Origin of the sequence: Peristeroidobacter agariperforans (assembly GCF_004138335.1) — a bacterium.
Taxonomy (GTDB): domain Bacteria; phylum Pseudomonadota; class Gammaproteobacteria; order Steroidobacterales; family Steroidobacteraceae; genus Steroidobacter; species Steroidobacter agariperforans.
This window is the reverse complement of the sequence record NZ_RYFW01000002.1, coordinates 1,199,165-1,221,006: the sequence shown is the minus strand read 5'-3', so window position 1 is coordinate 1,221,006 and position 21,842 is coordinate 1,199,165. Positions and strand designations below refer to the sequence as shown.

The 21,842-nt window shown below is 63.4% G+C and carries 16 protein-coding genes; 7 read left to right on the top strand and 9 right to left on the bottom strand.

What is annotated here, in order from left to right:
• Positions 1-7 precede the first annotated feature (7 nt).
• Together EK373_RS19140 and EK373_RS19135 are read left to right on the top strand one after the other, a co-directional pair.
• On the top strand, positions 8-652 hold the full coding sequence (locus EK373_RS19140) for a Vgb family protein (RefSeq protein WP_129645309.1): 645 nt from the start codon (positions 8-10) through the stop codon (positions 650-652).
• Positions 653-793: 141 nt separating this feature from the next.
• On the top strand, positions 794-1,546 hold the full coding sequence (locus EK373_RS19135) for a response regulator (RefSeq protein ID WP_129645308.1): 753 nt from the start codon (positions 794-796) through the stop codon (positions 1,544-1,546).
• A 32-nt stretch (positions 1,547-1,578) separates the two neighbouring features.
• On the opposite strand, the gene EK373_RS19130 is transcribed toward EK373_RS19135, so the two are convergent.
• Positions 1,579-1,971 (bottom strand): Hpt domain-containing protein, encoded by a 393-nt coding sequence (locus EK373_RS19130; RefSeq protein WP_157994427.1) that lies wholly within the window; start codon positions 1,969-1,971, stop codon positions 1,579-1,581.
• Positions 1,972-2,055: 84 nt separating this feature from the next.
• On the opposite strand from EK373_RS19130, the gene EK373_RS19125 reads away from it, so the two are divergent.
• The 3 genes from EK373_RS19125 (at position 2,056) to EK373_RS19115 (ending at position 9,103) form a co-directional block, all read left to right on the top strand.
• Entirely contained in the window at positions 2,056-2,967 is a 912-nt protein-coding gene (locus EK373_RS19125; RefSeq protein WP_157994426.1) for a response regulator, read from the top strand.
• A 114-nt stretch (positions 2,968-3,081) separates the two neighbouring features.
• Positions 3,082-4,941, top strand: a complete 1,860-nt coding sequence (locus tag EK373_RS19120) for a S8 family peptidase (RefSeq protein WP_129645305.1) — start codon at positions 3,082-3,084, stop codon at positions 4,939-4,941.
• A 25-nt stretch (positions 4,942-4,966) separates the two neighbouring features.
• Positions 4,967-9,103 carry a hybrid sensor histidine kinase/response regulator gene (locus EK373_RS19115; RefSeq protein ID WP_129645304.1) on the top strand — a complete coding sequence of 1,379 codons (4,137 nt, stop codon included), beginning with the start codon at positions 4,967-4,969 and terminating at the stop codon, positions 9,101-9,103.
• A 16-nt stretch (positions 9,104-9,119) separates the two neighbouring features.
• Here EK373_RS19115 and EK373_RS19110 read toward each other — a convergent pair whose 3' ends face one another.
• The gene (locus EK373_RS19110) at positions 9,120-10,781 is read right to left on the bottom strand and encodes an alpha/beta-hydrolase family protein (RefSeq protein ID WP_129645303.1); all 1,662 of its coding nucleotides are present in this window, start codon (positions 10,779-10,781) and stop codon (positions 9,120-9,122) included.
• Positions 10,782-10,841: 60 nt separating this feature from the next.
• Complete coding sequence (locus tag EK373_RS19105; protein WP_129645302.1) at positions 10,842-11,705, bottom strand: DMT family transporter; 864 nt, start codon at positions 11,703-11,705, stop codon at positions 10,842-10,844.
• A 68-nt stretch (positions 11,706-11,773) separates the two neighbouring features.
• Between EK373_RS19105 and EK373_RS19100 the strand changes: the two genes are divergently transcribed.
• The gene (locus EK373_RS19100; protein ID WP_129645301.1) at positions 11,774-13,171 is read left to right on the top strand and encodes an aminotransferase-like domain-containing protein; all 1,398 of its coding nucleotides are present in this window, start codon (positions 11,774-11,776) and stop codon (positions 13,169-13,171) included.
• A gap of 102 nt (positions 13,172-13,273) precedes the next feature.
• Positions 13,274-15,742: a glycoside hydrolase family 95 protein gene (locus EK373_RS19095; protein WP_129645300.1), complete on the top strand. Its 2,469-nt coding sequence runs from the start codon at positions 13,274-13,276 to the stop codon at positions 15,740-15,742.
• On the opposite strand, the gene EK373_RS19090 is transcribed toward EK373_RS19095, so the two are convergent.
• From EK373_RS19090 to EK373_RS19065, 6 genes are read right to left on the bottom strand one after another with little or no spacing between them, the layout of a single operon-like run.
• The gene (locus EK373_RS19090; RefSeq protein WP_129645299.1) at positions 15,739-16,506 is read right to left on the bottom strand and encodes an IclR family transcriptional regulator; all 768 of its coding nucleotides are present in this window, start codon (positions 16,504-16,506) and stop codon (positions 15,739-15,741) included. The two genes, EK373_RS19095 and EK373_RS19090, sit on opposite strands and share 4 nt — an antisense overlap.
• Positions 16,507-16,540: 34 nt before the next feature.
• The gene (gene fucP, locus EK373_RS19085; RefSeq protein WP_129645298.1) at positions 16,541-17,836 is read right to left on the bottom strand and encodes an L-fucose:H+ symporter permease; all 1,296 of its coding nucleotides are present in this window, start codon (positions 17,834-17,836) and stop codon (positions 16,541-16,543) included.
• Between the two features lie 60 nt (positions 17,837-17,896).
• The gene (locus EK373_RS19080) at positions 17,897-18,742 is read right to left on the bottom strand and encodes a fumarylacetoacetate hydrolase family protein (RefSeq protein ID WP_129645297.1); all 846 of its coding nucleotides are present in this window, start codon (positions 18,740-18,742) and stop codon (positions 17,897-17,899) included.
• Between the two features lie 9 nt (positions 18,743-18,751).
• The gene (locus EK373_RS19075; protein ID WP_129645296.1) at positions 18,752-19,486 is read right to left on the bottom strand and encodes an SDR family oxidoreductase; all 735 of its coding nucleotides are present in this window, start codon (positions 19,484-19,486) and stop codon (positions 18,752-18,754) included.
• A gap of 14 nt (positions 19,487-19,500) precedes the next feature.
• The gene (locus tag EK373_RS19070) at positions 19,501-20,703 is read right to left on the bottom strand and encodes a UxaA family hydrolase (protein ID WP_129645295.1); all 1,203 of its coding nucleotides are present in this window, start codon (positions 20,701-20,703) and stop codon (positions 19,501-19,503) included.
• The gene (locus EK373_RS19065; RefSeq protein ID WP_129645294.1) at positions 20,700-21,839 is read right to left on the bottom strand and encodes an amidohydrolase family protein; all 1,140 of its coding nucleotides are present in this window, start codon (positions 21,837-21,839) and stop codon (positions 20,700-20,702) included. The genes EK373_RS19070 and EK373_RS19065 overlap by 4 nt, the downstream gene beginning before the upstream one ends.
• Between the last annotated feature and the right edge of the window lie 3 nt (positions 21,840-21,842).

The following is a 21,842-nucleotide window of genomic DNA, read 5'->3' as shown; positions in this document are numbered from 1 at the left end:
TGGCCCCATGAAACGCACCAAAGCCAACATCGTTCGTGAATACGGCCCGTTCCCGGGTGTCGAGGGCGTGCACGGCGTCACCTATGACGGCCAGCAGGTCTGGTTCGCCTCCGGCGACAAGTTGAACGCACTCGATCCAGCGAGCGGCAAGACCGTGCGCTCGCTCGAAGTGGCCGCGCATGCCGGCACGGCGTTCGACGGCAAGCACCTGTTCCAGATCGCCGAGAATCGTATTCAGAAAATCGATCCAAAGACCGGCCGAGTGCTCGCCACCATCCCTGCCCCCGGCAATGGCGGCGATTCGGGGCTGGCCTGGGCCGAAGGCACGTTGTGGGTCGGCCACTACCAGGCGCGCAAGATCTATCAGATCGATCCCGACAACGGCGCCGTCCTGCGCACCATCGAGTCGAATCGTTTCGTCACCGGGGTCACCTGGGTCGAAGGCGAGCTGTGGCACGCCACCTGGGAGAACGACGAGAGCGAATTGCGACATCTCGATCCGCACACTGGCCAGGTTCTGGAAAGCGTGGAGATGCCGCCCGGCGCCGGCGTGTCGGGGCTCGAGTCGGATGGCGTGGATGGATTCTTCTGCGGCGGCGGACGCACCGGCAAAGTGAGAGCCGTGCGTCGCCCGAAGCGAGACGCCGCGTGATGTAAAGTTCCAGCTCGCTGCGCGCGTCACGCAGCGAGTATCGTCGTCAATCTGACGCAGACAGAGCGCCGTCGCTCGCCATGGCTCACGCAGAATCCAGCGCAACCCGCCGGATCAAACTGCGGAAGAAGAAACACAGCCATGGTAATGCTCGAGCTGCTTCGTGTTCAGGCGCAGACGCAGGTCCAACTTCTGACCAACTGCGTGATCGCACTAGCACGCGATCCCTTATCTCCCGATCAACTCAACGCCTGCGCCTCCGCCGCGCGCTCCTTCGAGGCGACCGCGCACATGGTCGGACTCGAAGCGGGTGCCGAGTTGGCGCGCTCGATGGAAGAATGTCTGGCCGCGGTCCGCCGCGGTGAAATCGAGTTGCAGCAGCAACTCATCGGCATGATGTTACAAGCCGTCGATCTGCTCGACTCGATGGCGAAGTTGCCGCGGACACCGCCGTTGAAATCGCCCGCCCCGCCAGATCCGGATTTTCAACCCGTCGGGCTCCCCCGCAGCAGCAAGCACAAGCCGGTCGTGCTCGTAGCGGATGACTGCATGGAGATTCGAGAGCTGGAGCGAAAGCTGCTGCGCTTTCGCGGCTACGACGTGGTGACCGCGGCCGATGGCCTGGAAGCCTGGTATGCCGTACTGAGCGGCAACATCGATCTGGTGCTCACCGACATCGACATGCCGCTGCTCGATGGCATTCAGTTGACCCGTCGAATCAGGAAGGAGCCGCGCTTCAAGAACCTGCCGGTGCTGCTCGCGTGCGACAAAGACGATATCCAGCAACGGTGGCGCGGCTTCGACGCAGGCGCGACCTACTACGTCATCAAAGGCACCTTCCACGACACGCTGGTGGAAGCCGTGGCTACGCGCATCGGCCCGACAGAATTTTGACGCGTCGGAGTCTGCGTCAATTTGACGCAGACTCAAGGATCGAATGTGACGCCGGCGGCGAGCAACCGCTGCTCCGCCGCCACACGAAACTTCGCCAGCTCGGCTTCGAGCTCGCGCGCGGCCTGATCAACCTGAACGATGGAACCATGTAAATGTGACTGGAGTTTAGCTGCCAATGCCGAGACACGGTTGGCCCCCAGCATCGCCGCGCTGCCTTTTAACGTATGCATGGTCTCGACGCGCGCGGCACTGTCCTGGCTGGGCAGCTCGCGAATGAAAGTGGCAGCATTATCGAGGAATTTGCGATAGATCGCAGCGACGGCGGCGGGTGCAACCAGGCTGTCGAGCAGGTCTTGAAACGTGCATGGATCGAGCACCGCGGGCGAGTCTGCGCTGTCGGATGGGACGTCTGCGGAATGTGACATATGTAAGTGGTGACAGTCGCGGGTCAGGATAGGGTACATTGCATGCGGCCCACTTGTGGGGCCGTACACGTAACGAGACCACGGATGAAAACGCAGTCTGGCACGGGTACGAACGACGATGCGGCCAAGAGCCGTGTGCTGGTCATAGACAACGATTCCTCGATGGTGCTGTGGGTCCGTTCGGTATTGCAGACCGAGGGCTACGACTGCCGCACGGCTTTCGGCGGCGAGGAAGCGCTCGCCATCCTGCGCACGACGCCGGACATCCTGGTCGCCATCAGCGATATCCACATGCCGGGCATGGACGGCATCAGCTTGCTCAAGAGTCTGGGCTCGCTGGCCGGCGCAGCGTCGATGCCCCGCTTCATCTTTCTCACTGCGTATCCCGAAGTGGATTTCGCGGTCCAGGCGCTGCGACTCGGCGCGGTGGACTTCCTGGTCAAACCAGTTCGTCCTCAAGAACTGTTGAACGCCGTCCGCAGCGCCGTCGAGCACGTGGACCGCAGCCGTGCTGCGATGCAGTTGACGGACCAGGCCGCGCTGCTGGCACAGCAAGCCGAAGCGCTGGCCGCGGCGCTCGGCGCTTGGAAACATCCGCAATCGACAACAGCCACAGCGCAGCCGGCCGCGCTCAATGGCGGCGACCTCACGACACTCGGCCTCGATCGCTTGCGCCGACCGCGCCACGCATTGAACCCGATGGGCGAACTGGACGACGTCGCCTGGGATCTGTTGCTCGAACTACTACGCGCCGACAAGACCGCGCAACGCATCTCCGTCTCGGCGCTGAGCATCTCGGTCGCGCACATCTCGCCGACCACTGCACTGCGCCGCATCCGCGAACTGGTCAAGGCTGGACACATTCTGCGCAACCCAGATCCGTTGGATGCGCGTCGTGACTTCGTGGTGCTCGCGGCCGACTGCCGCGCGGCGTTGGAACATTATTTGGAACAAGTCGCAAAAGAACTCGCAGCCGCGGTTGCCCCGCGTACTTAGCGACTGCGACGTAGACAGCAGATTGTAGTAAGTCTCGCTTGTTGTAGTGGATCGCGTTCGGTAGAAACACGACCGGCGCGTAACTCACTACCGACTGAAGAAACGGAGGACGCGATGGGGAAATTCGTTCGGCGCAAACGCTGGCTGCTGGGAGCCGGCGCGCTCGGTGCTGCTCTGACTTTGTTTGTATTGGCGCCGCGGGAAGAAACATCGGCAACACCGACGCCCGCCCCACCTCGGACATCCGAGACACCCTCCGTCTCACAACCGGCTCCCGTGGTACGCGTCGCGACCGCACCTCAGGAACAGAAAGCTCCTGTTGGCGTTCGCCAGAGTTACATCGTGCAGGCGTCCAGTGCAGAGATCGCGCGAAGCGCAGTGCTGCGCGCGGGCGGCGTAATTACGGGCGATCTCGGCATCATTCGCGCAGTTGGCGCGGAGCTGGATGATCGCGAGCTCGCCTCACTGTGGAGCAAACCTGTCGACGGCTTGCGCGTGTACGATGATGCTTCGGTCACCTCGAGCAGCACCACTTCAGCGCTGCCTGAAACGTATTATCCAACGCAGGTCGGGGCGAGCCCGCTGCACACGGGCGGCATCACGGGCCGTGGTGTCACGGTCGCCGTGCTCGACACGGGCGTGTGGCAAGAGAAAGGTCCACTGCAAGTCTCCTCGTCCGGTCGCAATCCGCGCGTGCTCGCGCAGTACGACGTGCTCCTCGCGCGCCAGGATCCGAACGCCTATCCGCCGCTGTCCCTGGACAAGTACAGCCGCGACATCGACGATCTCAACGGTCACGGCACGCACATCTCATCGATCATCGCCAGCAGCGGCATCGCCTCGACAGGCAAATATCAAGGCGTCGCGCCAGGTGTGAACCTGGTGTCGGTACGCGTCCTCGACAACAACGGCATGGGCCGCTACTTCGATGTCATCTCCGGCATCCAGTGGGCCGTGAACCACCGGCTCGCGTATGGCATCCGTGTGCTCAACCTGTCGTTGAGCGCGCCGGTTCAGTCTCACTATTGGGATGATCCGCTCAACCAAGCCGTGATGGCTGCGTGGGGCTCTGGCATCGTCGTGGTCGTGGCCGCAGGCAACGCCGGGCCGGCGCCGATGACCATCGGCGTTCCGGCCAACAATCCGTATGTCATTTCCGTTGGCGCCGTCACCGATGCTTATCATCCGTACGAGCCGGCCAAGTACAAGCTCGCGACGTTTTCGTCCGCAGGCCCGACCTACGAGGGCTTCGTGAAGCCGGAAGTCGTGGCCATGGGCGGTCACATTCGCGCGTATGCACCCGACGACGGCACACTCGCGCAGATGTTCCCGCAGTGGGTGGACACGCGTTACCCGGACATGACCATGTCGGGAACGTCGCAGGCCGCAGCAGTCACGAGCGGCGTAGTCGCGCTGATGCTGGAGCGGAACCCTTCAATGTCGCCGAATACCGTGAAGTGCCGCCTCATGGATGGCGCGCGTCCCGCGGTGAGATCCGACGGACATCTCGCCTACTCCGTGTTCCAGCAAGGCGCGGGCCTCGTGAATGCGCAGGACGCGCTCTATAGCACGAAGACGAACTGCGCCAACCAGGGTTTGAATGTCGCAGCCGATCTCGCCGGCATCCAACACTACGGCGGACGCGCCAACCAGGATGCCGACGGCAACTTCTACATCATGGAAGTCGAGGAGCCGGTGGGGTTGCTGACGACCTTGTTGAGCCCGCTCGGCAGCCTGCCGCTGCTCGGTCAACTGCTCGTCGGCCTCGCCACGGCGCTCGATGGTCTGTTGTGGGATGGCAGCCCGCCGACCCACGACGACGTGACCTGGAGCGGCGGCTACATCTGGAGCAACGGCTTTACCTGGAGCAACGGCTACGTGTGGAGCAACGGCTATATCTGGAGCAACACCGATACCTCGGGTAGCCCGTCCGCGTCCAGCAGCTCCAGCATCGACCCCGCGCCTCAGGAATAGCAGGCAAAACTCGCAGCAGCTTATCGTGCGTCACCAATGGGGACTTGCTCTGCTCGCCTGCGCGGCGTGGACCGCGCAGGCGACGACTCCGGTGCCCGAAGTGCGCCCCATGTACTTCGAGCACCTCACCATGCGCGACGGCCTGTCGCAAAGCACGGTGATGAGCATCCTGCAAGACTCGCAAGGATTTCTGTGGCTGGCGACCGAGAGCGGTCTGGATCGTTATGACGGCTACTCGATTCGCGAATACCGCCGCGAGCGAGGCAATAAGAACGGACTGGCGAGCGATTACGTTTGGAAAGTTGCCGAGGACGCGCGCGGCGATCTGTGGCTGGCAACCGTCGGCGGCGGCCTCGCCCGCTGGGATCGGCGTAACGATCACTTCCAGCAATTCCGACACGATCCCGAGAATCCTCATTCCCTGGCGAGCGACGCGCTGCGCACACTCCTGATCGACGCCGAGGGTCGAGTCTGGGCCGGCACCGAACGTCACGGTCTGGACGTCCTCGATCCGCAAACCGGTCGCGTGCGCCACTATCTCCATATCGAGGGCAACTCTCGCTCGCTCTCGGCCGATGCCGTGTTCGCGCTCTACACGGATCGCGCGGGCCGGCTGTGGGTGGGCACAGACAAGGGCCTGAGTCGTTACGAGCCCTCCAGCGATGACTTCAATAACGCGATCGCCGAGGCTGGCGCACTCGATGGTGTCAAGGTGCGCGCAATCCTGGAGGATCACACGGGCGCGCTATGGATTGGCACCCTTGATAACGGTTTGTATCGCCTCGATCCGCACACCAAACAAGTGAAGTCGTTTCGAAACGACGACAAGAATCCGCGCTCACTCAGCAACAATCGAGTGCGCGCCATCATGGAAGACGATGCGCGGCGGCTCTGGATTGCGACCTCCGACGGCCTGAACCTGTTCAACCGCACTACCGAAAGCTTCGTGCGTTACGGCCGCGACGCGGACAACTTCCACAGCCTGCGCGATGACGACGTGATGTCGCTCTACCAAGATCGCAGTGGCGTGCTTTGGGTCGGAACGCGAGCGGGCGGCGCGAGTCACTGGAGCCCGCAGAGCTGGGCGCTCGGCCACTATCGCAGCCCGCTGTTCGCCAACACCGGCGTGGTCACGTTCGCTGACGATGGCGAAGACACGGTCTGGGTCGGAACATTGGACGGGCTCGTCGAAATCAACACGCGGGAGCGGCGCGAACGTCGCTTCACGCGCGAGTCTGAAGGACCGCTGCGACTCGCGGACAACGGCGTGACTGCGTTGCTCTACGATCGCGATGGCGCGCTCTGGATCGGCACGATGACAGGCGGCCTCGCGCGCTTGGATCCGCAGCGCCGCGCGCTTCGTTTCTATCGCAACGACGCCGACGATCCCACGACGCTGCCCGCCGACGGCGTCATGTGTTTGTATGAAGATCGCGATGGCGCTATCTGGATCGGATCCTTCGGCGGCGGTATCGCGCGCGTCGACCGAACCACCGGGCAACTCACCCGCTATCCGCACAGCACCGGCGACAACGCGCTCAGCAGTCCGCGCGCGAGCGCGATTGTCGAGGACCGCCAGGGCAATCTCTGGATCGGCACGATTGGGGGCGGTCTGAACCTGCTCGACCGCGGTACCGGCCGCTTCCATACATTCCGCCGCAACGACCGAGATCCGAGCAGTCTGAGCGATGACACGATCTACGCGCTGCACGTGGATCCCAGCGGCGCCGTGTGGGTGGGCACCGCAGGCGGCGGCCTCGATCAAGTCATTGGCAGTTCCGAGCAACCAGACGCCATCCGTTTCAAAAGCGACACGCGCCTGGCGAACATGCCGAGCCAGGTGGTGTACGGCATCGAGTCGGACCATCTAGGCGGCTTATGGCTCAGCACCAACAATGGCCTCGTGCGCCTGGATCCCCGGACCGGCGCGAGCCGACTGCTGCGCGAACCGCACGGCTTACAGGCCGACGAGTTCAACTTCAACGCGCACTATCGTGGCCGGGATGGCACGCTGTATTTCGGCGGCAACGGGGGCTTCAACGCCTTCCACCCCGACGCGTCGTCACCGACCGCACCGCCGCCGCGGCTTGCACTCACAGCAGTCGCAGTTCTCAATGAACATCTCCCTTTTGCAAAGCTGCCCGCGGCAGACCGCCCGCTCGCGCTCAAATACGATGACAAGCTGGTGACATTCGAGTTCGCGGCCTTGGATTTCGTTTCCCCCACGAACAATCGTTACATGTATCGGCTCGAGGGCTTCGATCCGAATTGGGTCGAAGCCGGGCGCTTGCACCGTGCGACCTACACCAACCTGGATGCGGGCGACTACTTGTTTCGCGTCCGTGCGACCAACGCAGACGGTATCTGGAACAGAGAAGACCTGACGATTCCGGTTCACGTCGCTGCAGCGCCCTGGAACACACTGGCGGCGCGACTGAGCTACGTAGCGGTCGCTCTTCTGATCTTTGGTTACTTTTGGTGGCAGCATCGGAAGAAGCGCCAGCGCGAGCTCAACTACAGCCGCGAGCTGGAACAGATGGTGAGCATCCGCACGCACGAGCTCGAGGAGCGCAATCATCAGTTGCAAGAGATGAGTCGCGCGAAGAGCGATTTCGTCGCGCGCATGAATCACGAGCTGCGCACGCCCATGAATGGCGTCCTCGGCATGAGCGAGCTGCTGCTCGACACGCACCTCGACGCGGTTCAGCGACGCTTCGCCGACGGCATTCACCGCTCCGCCGACTCGCTGCTCGCGATCGTGGACGATGTGCTCGACTTCTCGAAGCTCGAAGCCGGACGCCTGCAGCTTGCGCCCGTGGAATGCGATCTCGTCGAACTGGTCGAGCAAACCGCGGAGATGCTCGCGGCACGCGCGTCGGGGAAAAACATCGAGCTGCTCTGTGACTCCCCCGCTCGCCCGGTGCCTCGCGTTCGCGCGGACGTCGTTCGCCTTCGACAGGTGCTTGTCAATCTCGGCGGCAACGCCGTGAAGTTCACCGAACAAGGCGAAGTGACATTGCGCGTGGCGCCGCCTGTGATCGAAGGCGACCAGCTCCGCGTACGGCTCGAAGTCGCTGACACGGGCATCGGCATCGAACCCGTGAATCAATCGCGCATCTTCGAAGAGTTCGTGCAAGAGGACGCGTCGACTACGCGCCGTTACGGCGGCACGGGCCTGGGTCTCGCCATCGCGCGGCAACTCGTCGAACTGATGGGTGGGCAGCTGTCGCTCGTGAGCTCGCCGGGTGTGGGCTCGACCTTCAGCGTCAAATTGTCATTACAGCTCGCGGACCCGACAGCTCATCCGCGCGTCTTGCCTGCCGACCTGCTCGGCCTGCGCATTCTTGTCGCCGACGACAACGCCGCGGTCCGCCGTGTCATCACGCACGCCCTCGATCAATGGGGCGCCCATCCGGTGGATGTGGGCAGCATGGCGGAAGTGCTTCGAGAGCTGCGCGCCACTGCTTACAACGCTGTGATCATCGATCACTCGCTGCTCGATTGCGCGATCGCGAATGAGCTGCAGTCTGTGGTGGCGGAGCGCTCAGTTCGTCCGCGCGTCATCCGCCTTGCGAGCTTCGTCAATCTTGCTCAGAGCGAAGGCGCGGACCAACACTGCTTCGATGGTGAGATCACGAAGCCCGTGCGTCTCTCGCACCTACTTCGAACACTCACTGGCGACACGGCTCACGATGCGTCGATCACGATCACACCGCCCGCGCCGCGATTGATGCTGGCAGCTGGCGCGCGCGTGCTCGTGGTCGAAGATCAATCGCTCAATCGAGATGTCGCCGAAGGCATGCTCAAAGCGCTCGGACTGGAAGTCGATACCGCGCACGATGGCAGTCATGCGCTCGAGATGCTGGCGCGCGCTCACTACGACGTTGTGCTCATGGATTGCCGCATGCCTGTCATGGATGGCTATGCCGCGACCACCGAGTTACGCCGTCGCGAAGGTGACGGTCCGCGCGTGCCGGTGATCGCTCTCACAGCGGATACCACCAATGCCGCTCGCGAAGCATGCCTGGTCGCGGGCATGGACGATTATCTCGGCAAACCATTCAGTCGCGCGACGTTGCGCGCGGCCTTGGTGCGCTGGATTCCGGCGCGGGCTCCGACGCCGCAAACAGAAGTTGCCGAAGTCACGCGGCTTCCGAGCTGATCGACCATTGACTCGGTCACGGCTCTGATTCCTCACCCAGCAGGTCGTCGATGAATTTCTCCAACCGTTCGGTATCGGTGGGTGTCCAGCCTTCGGGAGGGACGACAGCCGCCCAGCCCCGGACGTACTCCGTCGAGTAGTCGTGTCCGAATCCGGCTGGAGGGCCGAGTTGATCGAGCATGTCGCCGACGGCCTGCACCACAGAGACGATCGGGAACCAACGAGTGGCGTCCGGCACTTCGAAGCCTCGGGGCTCGGCCATCCAGGGCGGCGGCCACCACAGCGCGTGGACGCTCCAGAGGACAACGGGATCGGCCGTGTGCTGGAGGTAAACGACCCGCGGCGCAGCCCACTCCGCGTCCACCGCAGGTTGCTGCGGATCTCGATTCAAGAACCGAACGGAGCGGCCGCCATCGAACACCGGCTGCCACAGGGGTGATCCAGGATCCCGCTCGCGAGCGAGCTGCGAACGGATGGGGTTGTTTTGCTGGGCGCCGGCCATGAGGACGCCGTCGGTTCCCGCAACCATGTTGGCCACCGACGACGCTGCAGCCTGTCCCACGAACGGCGCTTCCACCCCCGCAGCGCCAAGACTCTTGCCGAACAGGATGAGCTTCGGTCGACGCTTCCGCGGCAGCTCCAACCACCGCGCGCGCACGGCGGTGAACAGCGCGATGCCCGCCTCGTTTGCCAACCCGGCATCCACGAAGACCGCGAACAGGCTCGGCAGAAAGGAATATTGGACAGCCACGATCGCCGTATCGCCACGGTGCAGAAACTCGAGTGCGGCCGTGGCATTTGGAACCATCCATCCCGTTCCGGTGGGAACCCACACGACGAGCACTTTTCGATCGAAGCCGCCCGCGCGCTCGAGCTCGCGGACCGCCAGCTCTGCCCTGGCAGCCGCGGAGTCCCTCGTGCGCACGCCGACGTAGACCCTCACCGGATCGGCGATCTGTGCGTCGACACCGTGAAATTGGTGAAGCTGCTGCTCAGTTGTTGCCGTCGCCACGAAGTCGCGGCCCATGCGTCCGAGGGTGTCCCATGCGACGAAGGATTTCTTGCTGCCAGACACCGAAGGTGACTCGGGAGCCTCGATGCCCTCCGTTGTTCTCTCGTTCACCGGTGAGTGAATCGCGGTCGCTAGTGCGCGAAGCGGCGCTCCGCGAACCAGCAAGATGCCCAGCGCGACGATGAGCAGCGCCGCCGCCGAAACGGACACAACGACTGGTACGCGGCGGCGGATGAATCGTCCGCCCGCAGCAACTCCATTGGCAATTGATCGCCCGACGAGCACCAACAGCACGCCCGCAAACGGGGAAAGCGCGCCCATGAGCAACGCGTGCCACCAGACGATGGTTGGCATTCCCATGAAGTGACGTTGCTGGTTTTGCCAGCCGAGCCACTGCCCCGCGCCGAGGACGATGCCCACCAGCCAAGCGGAGCTCAGGATGATCCAGCTGTACCGACGAATCACATCGCCGGATGAGCGCGCCGAGCTCTCGATGAGCCAATGCACGCAACGACCCGCCAGCGCACCGATGCCGTAGCCGATGGCAAGACAGATCGCGCCGATCACGACCTGCTTGTGCCACGATCGCGGGATCAATGTGGGCGTGAGTGACTGGAACCAGAACAGAAGCGCGAGCGAGGAGCCGCTTAGCGTTGGTCTGAGCACCTCAAAAGAATGGGGCCTGCCTCACTTCGGACAATGAGACCATGGTCCAGGGCAAATCACTCACGCCGCGCGCCGCGCCCCAGCCACGCAGCCGAGCACACCAACAGCTGTTGCAACCAACGGCCATGCCACTCGTTCCTGCAACAGCACGGCCGACAGTCCCATGCCGATCAGCGGCTGTAACAACTGAAGTTGCCCGACGCGCGACGATCCGCCGATCGCCAAGGCGCGATACCAGAAAAAGAAGCCGATCAGCATCGAGAACAGCGCGATGTAGGCAAGTCCGAGCCACGCGCTGGAATCGACGCTGGGCCAGCCGGCGGGCCAGGTAAAGACAGCGACCGCGAGCATGATCGGCGCAGCGATGACGAGCGCCCAACAGATAACCTGCCAGCCGCCCAGTCGGCGAGAGAGCACCGCGCCTTCTGCATAACCGAGTCCGCACACAACGATCGCGACCAACATCAAACTATCCGCAGTGAGCACACCCTCGGCGCCGCCATTCAACAAGGCGTAAGCCGCGAGCAGGCCGGAGCCCGCAATAGCAAACAACCAGAATGCAGGATGCGGACGCTCTCCTCCTCGCACCATCGCCCAACTCGCCGTGGACAGCGGCAGCAGCCCGGTAAACAACAAGCCTCGCGCGGATGTGATCTCGGTCATCGCGATACCGCTCAGCAGCGGGTATCCAACGACGACCGCCGCCGCGACCACGAATAACGAAGCCAACTCGGAGCGCAGCGGCCGCTCGCTAGAGAACAGTGCAAGCGCGATGACTGCGCCAACCGTCGCAAGCAAAGCTCGCGCGGCGGTCAGAAACACCGGCTCGAATCCCGTGACCGCCGCGCGCGTCGCTGGCAGCGAGCCGCTGAAAATCACCACTCCGATCAGTCCCAACATCAATCCATGGTCGCGATTCTTCATGCGCGGCATCTTGGCCAACTCGCCGGACGATGGCCAAGGACAGTCCAGTACGATATAAGAGAACTGTCATGGTCGAATCAGCCGAACACTTGGAGCCCACCCTGGTCGGCCAGGTCATGCGCCTGATCCAGACGCGCATCGATCGCCGCCAATACACGCCCGGCGCCCGCATCCCTTCGGTGCGCGCCATGGCCGAATCCATGGGAGTTTCGAAGTCCACGGTGGTCGAGGCTTATGGCCGGCTGGCGGCCGAAGGCATCGTGCAGCCGCGCCTCGGCTCTGGCTTCTATGTCGCGGCCCCGCTCGCGCCGCTGAATCTGGCCGAGCTGAGCCCGGACACCGACCCGACCGTCGATCCGCTGTGGATGATGCGCCAGTCGCTGCGTTCCGGCGAAGAAAGTCTGCGCCCCGGCTGCGGCTGGTTGCCGGATAGCTGGATGCCGCACGAGATGATGCGCAAGGCATTGCGTTCCGCTGCCCGCGACGGCTCGGGCCCGACGCTCTTCGAGTACGGCCCGGCGCAAGGCGCCGATACTCTGCGAGGGCTCATCGCGCGGCGGCTCCTGGAACAGGGCGTCGAAGCCATGCCCGATCAGGTCATGATCACCGACTCGTGCAGTCAAGCCATCGATCTGCTGTGCCGGTTCCTGCTGGAGCCTGGCGATACGGTGCTGGTCGATGACCCTTGTTATTTCAATTTCAAAGCATTGCTCCGCGCGCACCGGGCACAGATCGTTGGCGTGCCCTTCACGGACAACGGACCTGATCTATCGGTGTTCGCATCGCTGCTGGAAGCCCACCGACCGCGCATTTATCTCACCAACTCGGGGCTGCAGAACCCGACTGGCGCGAGCTTGACGGCTCCGGTCGCGCATCGCTTGCTGAAACTCTCCGAGCCGTACGGACTCGTCATCGTCGAAGACGACATCTACAGCGATTTCGAGGAACAACCCTCGCCGCGGCTCGCCGCGTTCGATGGCTTGGATCGAGTCGTGCGCGTCAGCAGTTTCTCGAAGACTCTGTCCGCGTCCATGCGCTGCGGCTACATCGCGTGCCGCTCCGATTGGATACGCGGCCTCGCCGATCTGCGCATGGCGACGGGGATGGCGTCGAGCCCGCTCAACGCAGAGCTCGTGACGTCGATGCTGATGGACGGCTCCTATCGACGCCACGTGGAGCGCATTCGCGTGCGACTCGCGCAGCAGCGCCAGAGCGTGAAGACGAAGCTCGCCAAGCTTGGCATCGCCCCGCTCATCGAGCCCGCCGGCGGAATGTTTCTTTGGTGCCGGCTGCCCGAGGGCTGTGACGCAGCGGAAGTCGCCCGCCGCGCGCTTGCCGAGAATGTCGTGCTCGCACCCGGTAATGCTTTCAGTGTCAGCGGCGCAGCCACCGGTTTTATGAGATTCAACGTCGCGCAGATGGAGGTCGACAAGGTCTACGGCGTCCTGCGCCGAGCGATCGGCTGAAATCGGTCATTTTTCATTTGTAAAACAAATTGCATATATTGATCCGGTGTGGTCTGCTTTCGAGTGGGGGCGTCAGTGCATGTCAAAGACCGCGACCGACCGATGACGAAACTTAGCCGACGCACGGTGCTGCAAGCCGCAGCCGCGACCACGTTCTTGACCTCGGGTCTCGCTCGCTCCGCCAGCGGCCCCACGCCGCCGTCCAAGATCGATCACCGGCTCTGGTACACCGGGACCGCGAAGGAGTGGGTCGAAGCATTGCCCGTGGGCAATGGACGCCTTGGGGCGATGGTCTTCGGCGGCACCAGCCAGGAACGCCTGCAACTGAACGAAGACACGCTGTGGGGCGGCGGCCCTTACGATCCAGCGAACCCCGAGGCGCGCGCGGCATTGCCCGAAGTGCGCAAGCTGATCTTCGCCGGCGAGTACGAGAAGGCGACCGAGCTGGTGGACGCCAAAGTCATGGCGAAGCCATTGCGTCAGATGTCCTATCAGAGCATCGGCGATCTGCGGCTGGTTTTCCCAGGCATCGAAGCCGCAACCGACTATCGCCGCGAGCTGGATCTCGATGGCGCGATCTCGACGACTCGATTCACGAGCCATGGCGTCACGCACACGCGAGAGCTGTTCGCGAGCGCACCGGATAACGTGCTGGTGTTTCGGCTGAGCGCGAGCAAACCAAGCAGCATCGACATGGATGTGACTTTTCGTTGGCCGCGACCGTCGCGTCCTGCTGATCCGCCCGGCGACGAGCTGAAACAAGGCAGCTCACAGACCGCAGGCCCGGTCGAGTTCGACGACAGCGTGCCCGCCCCTGCCAATCTGGTGTTGCGCGCACTGCCCGATGGCGACCTGATCATGCAAGGTCGCAACTCAGCACAGCTGGGCGTCGCAGGCGCGTTGACGTATGAAGCGCGTGCGCGGCTGATTGTGGCCGGCGGCAAGAAACAATCGAATGAATCGAGCCTCAGCGTTCGCGGCGCGGACAGTGTGATCGTACTGATCGCGATGGCCACCAGCTATCGCGACTATCAGCATGTCGACGGCGATCCGGCGGCACTCAACAAGGCGGCGCTGGATCGCGCAGCAGGCCGATCCTTCGACGAACTGCTCGGCCGGCATCAAACCGACCACCGCCGTCTGTTCCGTCGCGTCCAGATCGATCTGGGTCGAACGCCCGCCGCCGATCGCCCCACCGACGAGCGAGTGCGCACGTCGATGACCAGCGACGATCCGGCGCTGGCCGCGCTCTACTATCAATACGGTCGTTACTTGTTGATCGCCAGCTCCCGGCCGGGCTCGCAGCCTGCGAACCTGCAGGGCATCTGGAATGACATGTCGAACCCGCCCTGGGGCAGCAAGTACACCATCAATATCAACACCGAGATGAACTACTGGCCCGCCGAGCCCACCGATCTGGGCGAATGTGTCGAGCCTTTGGTCGCAATGCTCAAAGACCTGTCGGTTACCGGCGCGAAGATGGCGAAGACGATGTATGGCGCCCGCGGCTGGGTAACTCATCACAACACCGACCTGTGGCGTGCCACCGGCCCCATCGACGGGGCCCAGTGGGGCATGTGGCCCATGGGCGGGGCCTGGCTGTGTCTGCACCTGTGGGACCGCTACGATTACAGCCGCGATGTTCGCTATCTCGAATCGGTGTACCCGATCCTGAAAGGCGCCAGCGAATTCTTCCTGGACACGCTGGTCGAGCACCCCAACGGCAAATGGCTGGTGACCAATCCATCCATGTCGCCCGAGAACAATCACCGGCCCGAGGTTTCGATCGCCGCCGGCCCCGCGATGGACAACCAGATCCTTCGCGATCTGTTTGCAAACACCGCCCAGGCCGCGGGCATCCTCAACCGCGACAAAGATTTCGTCGCGGCCCTGGAAGCAACTCGCAAGCGCCTGCCGCCCGATCAGATCGGCTCGCAAGGTCAGCTGCAGGAATGGCTGGAAGACTGGGATGCGAACGTGCCGGACATTCATCACCGCCACGTGTCGCATCTGTACGGACTGCACCCGTCGGGTCAGATCAGCGTCGACTACACACCGAAGCTGGCGCGAGCTGCGCGCAAGACGTTGGAGATTCGCGGCGACAACGCTACGGGCTGGGGCATCGGCTGGCGATTGAATCTCTGGGCGCGCCTGCGCGACGGCGAACACGCGCACGGCGTGCTCAAGTTGTTACTTGGACCGGAGCGCACTTATCCCAATCTGTTCGACGCGCACCCGCCGTTCCAGATCGACGGCAACTTCGGCGGCACCAGCGGCATGACCGAGATGTTGTTACAGAGCCTCAAGTCACCGCAGGGCGAAGATGAAATCTGGCTGTTGCCAGCGCTACCTAAAGCGTGGTCCCAAGGTTCCGTCACCGGTCTGCGAGCACGCGGCGGACTGCGAGTTGATTTGAACTGGCGCGCCGGATCGTTGCAGGAATGCCGCTTGACCGCGATTCGAGACGGCCGCTGGATACTTCGGAGCGGCAACTCGTCGCTGCCGGTCGCGATGAAAGCCGGCCGCAGTCAAACCCTGAGACTGAGCGAAGGGACGCTCAGCGCAACCTAGTTGGCGCTGATCTTCCTGGAGATCTCGCCGGCCGCGTGACGAATCGCCGCGATCGTGTCTTTGACCGAAATCGCCATCGGCGTTTCGATGTATGGGCAGGTCAGCGCGGCGGTGGCGCTGCCATCGGCTGCCATCACCGGCGCCGACAGATCGACGATGTGACGAGTCACGTCGCTATCGGCCTTTACATACTTCTGAGTACGAGCGAGCGCGGCCCGCTCTTCGAAGCTCTTCCAAGCCTTTTGTGACACCGAGGCCGCGAGCCGCGTGCGCCACTCCGCCCTGACCTCTTCCGGCTGGAACGCATACAGCACCAGGCCGGAAGTGGAATCGACCAGCGGCCTGCGATAGCCCACCCGCACCGAAAAGCCCTGATTGCCTGGCGCCTCGATGCGAGCCACCACGACCATCTGCTCCTCGCTCACTACCGCCAGATGACAGGCCTGCCCGATCACGCGGCTGAGCTTTCTCATCTCGGGCAGCGCATCTTCGAGCAGACTCTTGGTCGGCGCACGAGCCACGCCGAGCGCAAACAGCTTGTTGGTCAGCTCGAATCCCTCGCCGGACTCGGCCTGAGCGACGTAGCCGCGATGAACCAGGGCATCCACCATCCGGAACAGCTCGCTCACCGAGCGGCCAAGCTCGGTAGCGATTTGTGACATGGTGAGCGGCGTACCGCGGGCAGCCAACAGCTCCAGCACGTCCAGGCCCTTTTCCAGAGCGGGCGCGCTGTACTTGCGTTCTTCGTCTTCGCGGGCAGCCATGACTGGAGATTATAAACAGCCGACCGCGAATCCGTCAGTGGGCCGTTGCCGGCATCGGTTGTAACGCGGGTGCAGGCAGCCGCCCGGCCGACCAGGCGAACCACCCGATGACCACGAAGCACAGCGTCGGCACCAGGATCGCGTAGTTGATGGCGCTCACGTCGGACACCACGCCCATGACGGCGGTGAGCACGGCCCCACCGATGATGGCCATCACCAGGAACGACGAGGCCGTCTTGGTGAGCGGCCCGAGCTCACGCAACGAGTTCGCAAAAATGGTTGGAAACATGATCGACATGAACAGGCTGGTGGCCACCAGCGCATACAGCCCCGACGGTCCGCCGACGAACGCGGCGATCAATGTCAGACAAATGTTGATGGCGGCGAAGCTCGCCATCAGCCGCGTCGGACTGAAACGGCTCATCAGCGCCGTGCCGACGAAGCGTCCGATCATGAAGCACACCAACGACGCGGTCAGATAACTCGCCGCGGTCTTCTCGCCCATACCCGGCACCTCGGCCTGGGCATAGCGAATCATGAAACTCCACACGCCGACCTGCGCGCCCACATAGAAGAACTGCGCAACGACACCGAATATGAAATGCCCGCGACTTGCCAGCGCGGCGATGGAGTGGCGCATCGACAGCTGATTGAGATCTCCCGGCGCGGGCGCCTGTGCCTGTGAAGGAAACTTCGTGATCGCAACCAGCGCCGCCCACGACAGCACGACGGCAGCGACGATCAGATAAGGGGTCTGCACCGATTGCGCCTCGGCGGTCTGGAATGCCGTCAACTGCGCCTGGCTCATCGCGGCGAGCTCCGCTTGCGTCGGCTCCACACCGGACAGAATGAACTCGCGACCGACCAGAACGCCGGTGATCGCACCGAGCGGATTGAATGCCTGCGCCAGATTCAATCGCTGCTCGGCGCGCGCCGGATCGCCCAGCACGGTGATGAGCGGATTCGCCGATGTTTCCAGAAAGGCCAGCCCGGCCGCGATCACGAACAGCGCGGTCAGAAACCAGCCATACTGCAGCAGCTCGGCGGCCGGATAAAACATCAGCGCGCCGATACCGAAGGTCATCAACCCGATCAGCACCGTGACCTTGTAGCCGTACCGCTGGATGACCCAGCCCGCCGGCAGTGCCAGAAAGAAATAGCCCAGATAAAACGCCGACTGCACCAGGCTCGACTGGAAGTCGCTCAGGAAGAACGCCTTGCGCAGATGGGGCATCAGCACATCGTTCAAATTGTTCGCCACGCCCCACAGAAAGAACAGCGTCACGATCAGCACCAGCGGCGCCAGCGCGGTCCCGGACTTGTGATTCATCAACTCCCCCGAATCGATGCTGCATGTGGCCTGTGAACAGGCCCTTGCGCGGCGCTAACCTCAGCCGTAAGCGATCACCCTCTGGCGCTGTTCGCCCAGCCCCTGGATGCCCAGGCGCATCTCATCGCCGACGTTCAGATACACCGGCGGCTTCTGTCCCAGACCCACGCCCGGCGGCGTGCCGGTCGTGACGATGTCGCCGGGCTGCAGGCTCATGAACTGACTCAGATAGCTCACCAGGAACGCTGGCTTGAAAATCATGGTGCGGGTCGAGCCGTCCTGATAGCGGCGGCCGTTGACCTCCAGCCACATCGCCAGGTTGCTCACATCGCCCACTTCATCCGCGGTGACCAGCCAGGGACCGATCGGGCCAAAGCTGTCGCAGCCCTTGCCTTTGTCCCATTGCCCGCCGCGCTCCAGCTGAAACGCGCGCTCGGACACGTCGTTGCAGACGAAGTAGCCCGCGATCGCCGCCGCACCGGCTGCTTCATCGACATAGCGACACTCGGTCCCGATCACGAACGCCAGCTCGACTTCCCAATCCAGCTTGGTGGAGCCGCGCGGCTGGATCACCGCGTCGTTCGGCCCCGACAGCGCGCTCGTCGCCTTCATGAAGATGATCGGCTCGCTCGGAATCGCAGCGCCGGTCTCTGCCGCGTGATCGGCATAGTTGAGCCCGATGCAAAGGAACTTGCCGGGCCGCGCGACGCACGCCCCGAATCGAGGCGTACCTTGCACTAGCGGCAGCGTCTCGACCTTCAGCCCTTGCAACTCGCGCAGCCGCTGCGGCGTCAGCACCGAGCCGTCGATGTCACGAATCACTCCGCTGAGATCGCGGATCCCGCCATCGCGATCCAGAATGCCCGGACGCTCGGCCCCCGCCTCACCATATCGAACTAGTTTCATAGCTTGTGCTCAGTTGGTCCAGCCGCCGTCGATGATGTGACATTGACCGGTCGTAAATGCAGCCTCATCCGACGCCAGGTACAGGGCCAGCGCCGCAACCTCGCTGGCCTCACCCAATCTGCCCATCGGTTGCCGCTGAATGAACGCCGCCCTGGCAGCCTCGTAATCGCCCGTCGCTCGCAACCGCGCTTCCAGCGATGGAGTCGCGACGGTGCCCGGACAGATGGCGTTACAGCGAATCCCCCGCGCGATGAAATCAGCCGCGACCGATTTGGTCAATCCGATAATCGCCGCCTTGGTCGTGCCGTAGATGCAGCGGTTCGGCACGCCCTTGATGGAGCTGGCCACCGACGAGATGTTGACGATGCTGCCGCCACCGCGCTCGATCATGCCCGGCAGGGTGGCGCGAATCATCCGGTACATCGATGTCACGTTGATATCGAACGCTGCCGCCCACTCGTCCTCGGTGCTCTCGAGGATGCTGCCGTTCGTGACGATGCCCGCACAGTTGACCAGCACATCCACGGCGCCGACCTCTTTGCTGACGGCCGCAATGTCGATGGGACTGCGCACATCGAGGAGCCGCGTCCGGCACCCGCTCAGCTGCGCCAAAGCAGTTTCGTTGATGTCGGTGGCGATGACCGACGCGCCCTGCTGCGCAAACATCTCCGCAATCGCGCGCCCGATGCCCTGGCCGGCGGCAGTGATGAGAGCGGTCTTTCCGGTCAGTCGCTGCCCTGACATCGATCCCTCCGCGATCAGGCGCTGCGTGGGAAGCAGCCCGGCCCGCTCGGCTCGAAGGACTTATACGTGAGAATGAACTCGCGATGCCCCATGTCCTCGGACTTGGTGAACTGCCCGCCGGCGACGGCCTTCACGAGTGCGACGATCTCATCGGCGACTTCGTCCAGATCGCCCTCGCCTTCCAGAATGCGACCCGCATTCACATCCATGTCTTCGGTCATGCGACGGTATGTTTCGGGGTTGCCGGTGACCTTGATGACGGGCGCGATCGCCGAACCAACCACTGAGCCGCGGCCGGTCGTGAACAGTGTGAGATGCGCACCGCACGCCATCAGCTCGACGATTTCCGCGTTGTCGGAGATGTTCGGGAAGCCGAACTTCGGCGGCCCATCGGGCACCACGTCGAGCAGATACAATCCTGGCGCTTCGGGCACCTCGGCCGGTTTGATCACACCGACGATGGGCGCGGAGCCGGACTTCACATACGCACCGGCCGATTTCTCTTCCTGCGAACTCAGCCCGCCCTCGGCATTGCCCGGTGCGAAGCTGCCGAAGCCCATGGCTCGATAATACGTTTCGGCCTTGGCGATCGAGGCTACGATGGCTTCGCCGACTTCAGGCGTGGTGGCGCGAACCGCCATTGGCGCTTCGCAACCGATCATCTCGCCGGTTTCCTCGAAGATGCAGGTCGCACCGGCGGCCACCAAGCGATCGAAGGCACGCCCCACTGCGGGATTTGCAGTGATGCCGCTGGTTCCATCCGAGCCGCCGCAGATCGTGCCGACGACGAGCTCGCTCAGCGCCATCGGCACTCGAACGGCCGCCGCCGCTGCCTTCTGCTGCATCGCCTTGACGGCAGCAACGCCGCGATCGATGGCGCTGCGCGTACCGCCCGCCTTCTGGATCACGATCGTTTCCACCGGACGATCGCTGGCAGCGACATACGCAGCCAGCGCCTCGCGATTGAACGACTCACACCCCAGCGACACCAGTAACACGCCCCCCACATTGGGATGTGTCGTGAGCGCCTTCATCATCTGCAGCGCGTATTCGTTGGGATAGCAGCCAGGAAACCCGATGAGGTGCACATCGGGATCATCGCAGCGATCCACGATGCGCCGGGCGACGTGATGCGCACACTCGACCAGATAGGCAACCGCCACCACATTGCGAATGCCCTTTCTGCCGTCCTTGCGCAGGTAACCTTGAAAGCTCATATCGCATCCACCCGCGCAGCGCGGGTGTGCGCGCTGATGTAATCGCTCTTCATGTTGTGCAAATGAATCCACCCGCCAGCCAGCACGGCAGCCTTCATCGAGCCGATCGGCGCACCGTACTTGATGACCTTGTCGCCCTCCGACAGACCGCGCCGAGCCAGCTTGTGACCCAGGTCTGTGTCCTGGAGCACATGGATTACTTCACTCTCGCTGATGTTGAAGCGCTCGCCGGCGCGCACGGCGCGACAGCAGACGAGCACGTTGTCATCGGGGTGCAAGAGAATGGCGGGCGCGGCTGGAGGTGTTTTCATACGGTATATACGAACGGCATTGCCACCTGTCACGGCATTCCGATCTGACACAGAGAGCGAGCTCAGCGCTCGTTGCGTCAGCGCGTGCCACTGGTCATAGCTCGAGGCCAAGGTGAGCACCGGCCAGTCGCTGCCCCAGAGAACCCGGGACGGTCCGAACAGTTGCAGGACGACTTCGGCACAGTCGAGCACTTGCGACGGCTCGACACCTGGCGCCACCTCCGTCAACAAGCCCGAGAGTTTGCAAACGACGTTTGGGTGCGACGCCAGCGCACGCAACGATTCACGCCACGACGGGCTCAGCTCGTTGCCGATAGTGGGCTTCGCCGCGTGATCGATCACGATGGAGAGATCCGGATGCCGTCGCGCGATCTGCTCTATGCGAGCCATGTGAACGGGCTTGATCAGCGCATCGAACACCAGGCCGTGCGAGGCGAGCGCGCTCAGCGCACGACCGCGGCTTGGATGGAGAATCCAGTCGACATCCTCGATGTCCTGGAGCATCGGACGCACGCCGACAAACTTCGCTTGCCGGGCCCGTGCCGCAATTCGTTGCTCGATGTCGGGCGCATCGAAGTCGACCCAACCGACCACGCCCCGCACCCACGGCGTTCGCTCAGCGATCGATAACAAATAATCCGATTCGGCTTCGGTCGGCGCGGCCTGGACGAGCACCGCGCCATGCACGCCGGCCCGAGTCAGCTGCTCGTGCAGTTCCTGCGGGTCGATCCGGCGGTACAACGTCGGCAATGCGGGCGTGAGCCAACCGTAGTCGCCTCTGGCGGGATCCCACAAATGGACGTGGGCGTCGATGATCGAGCTCATGCT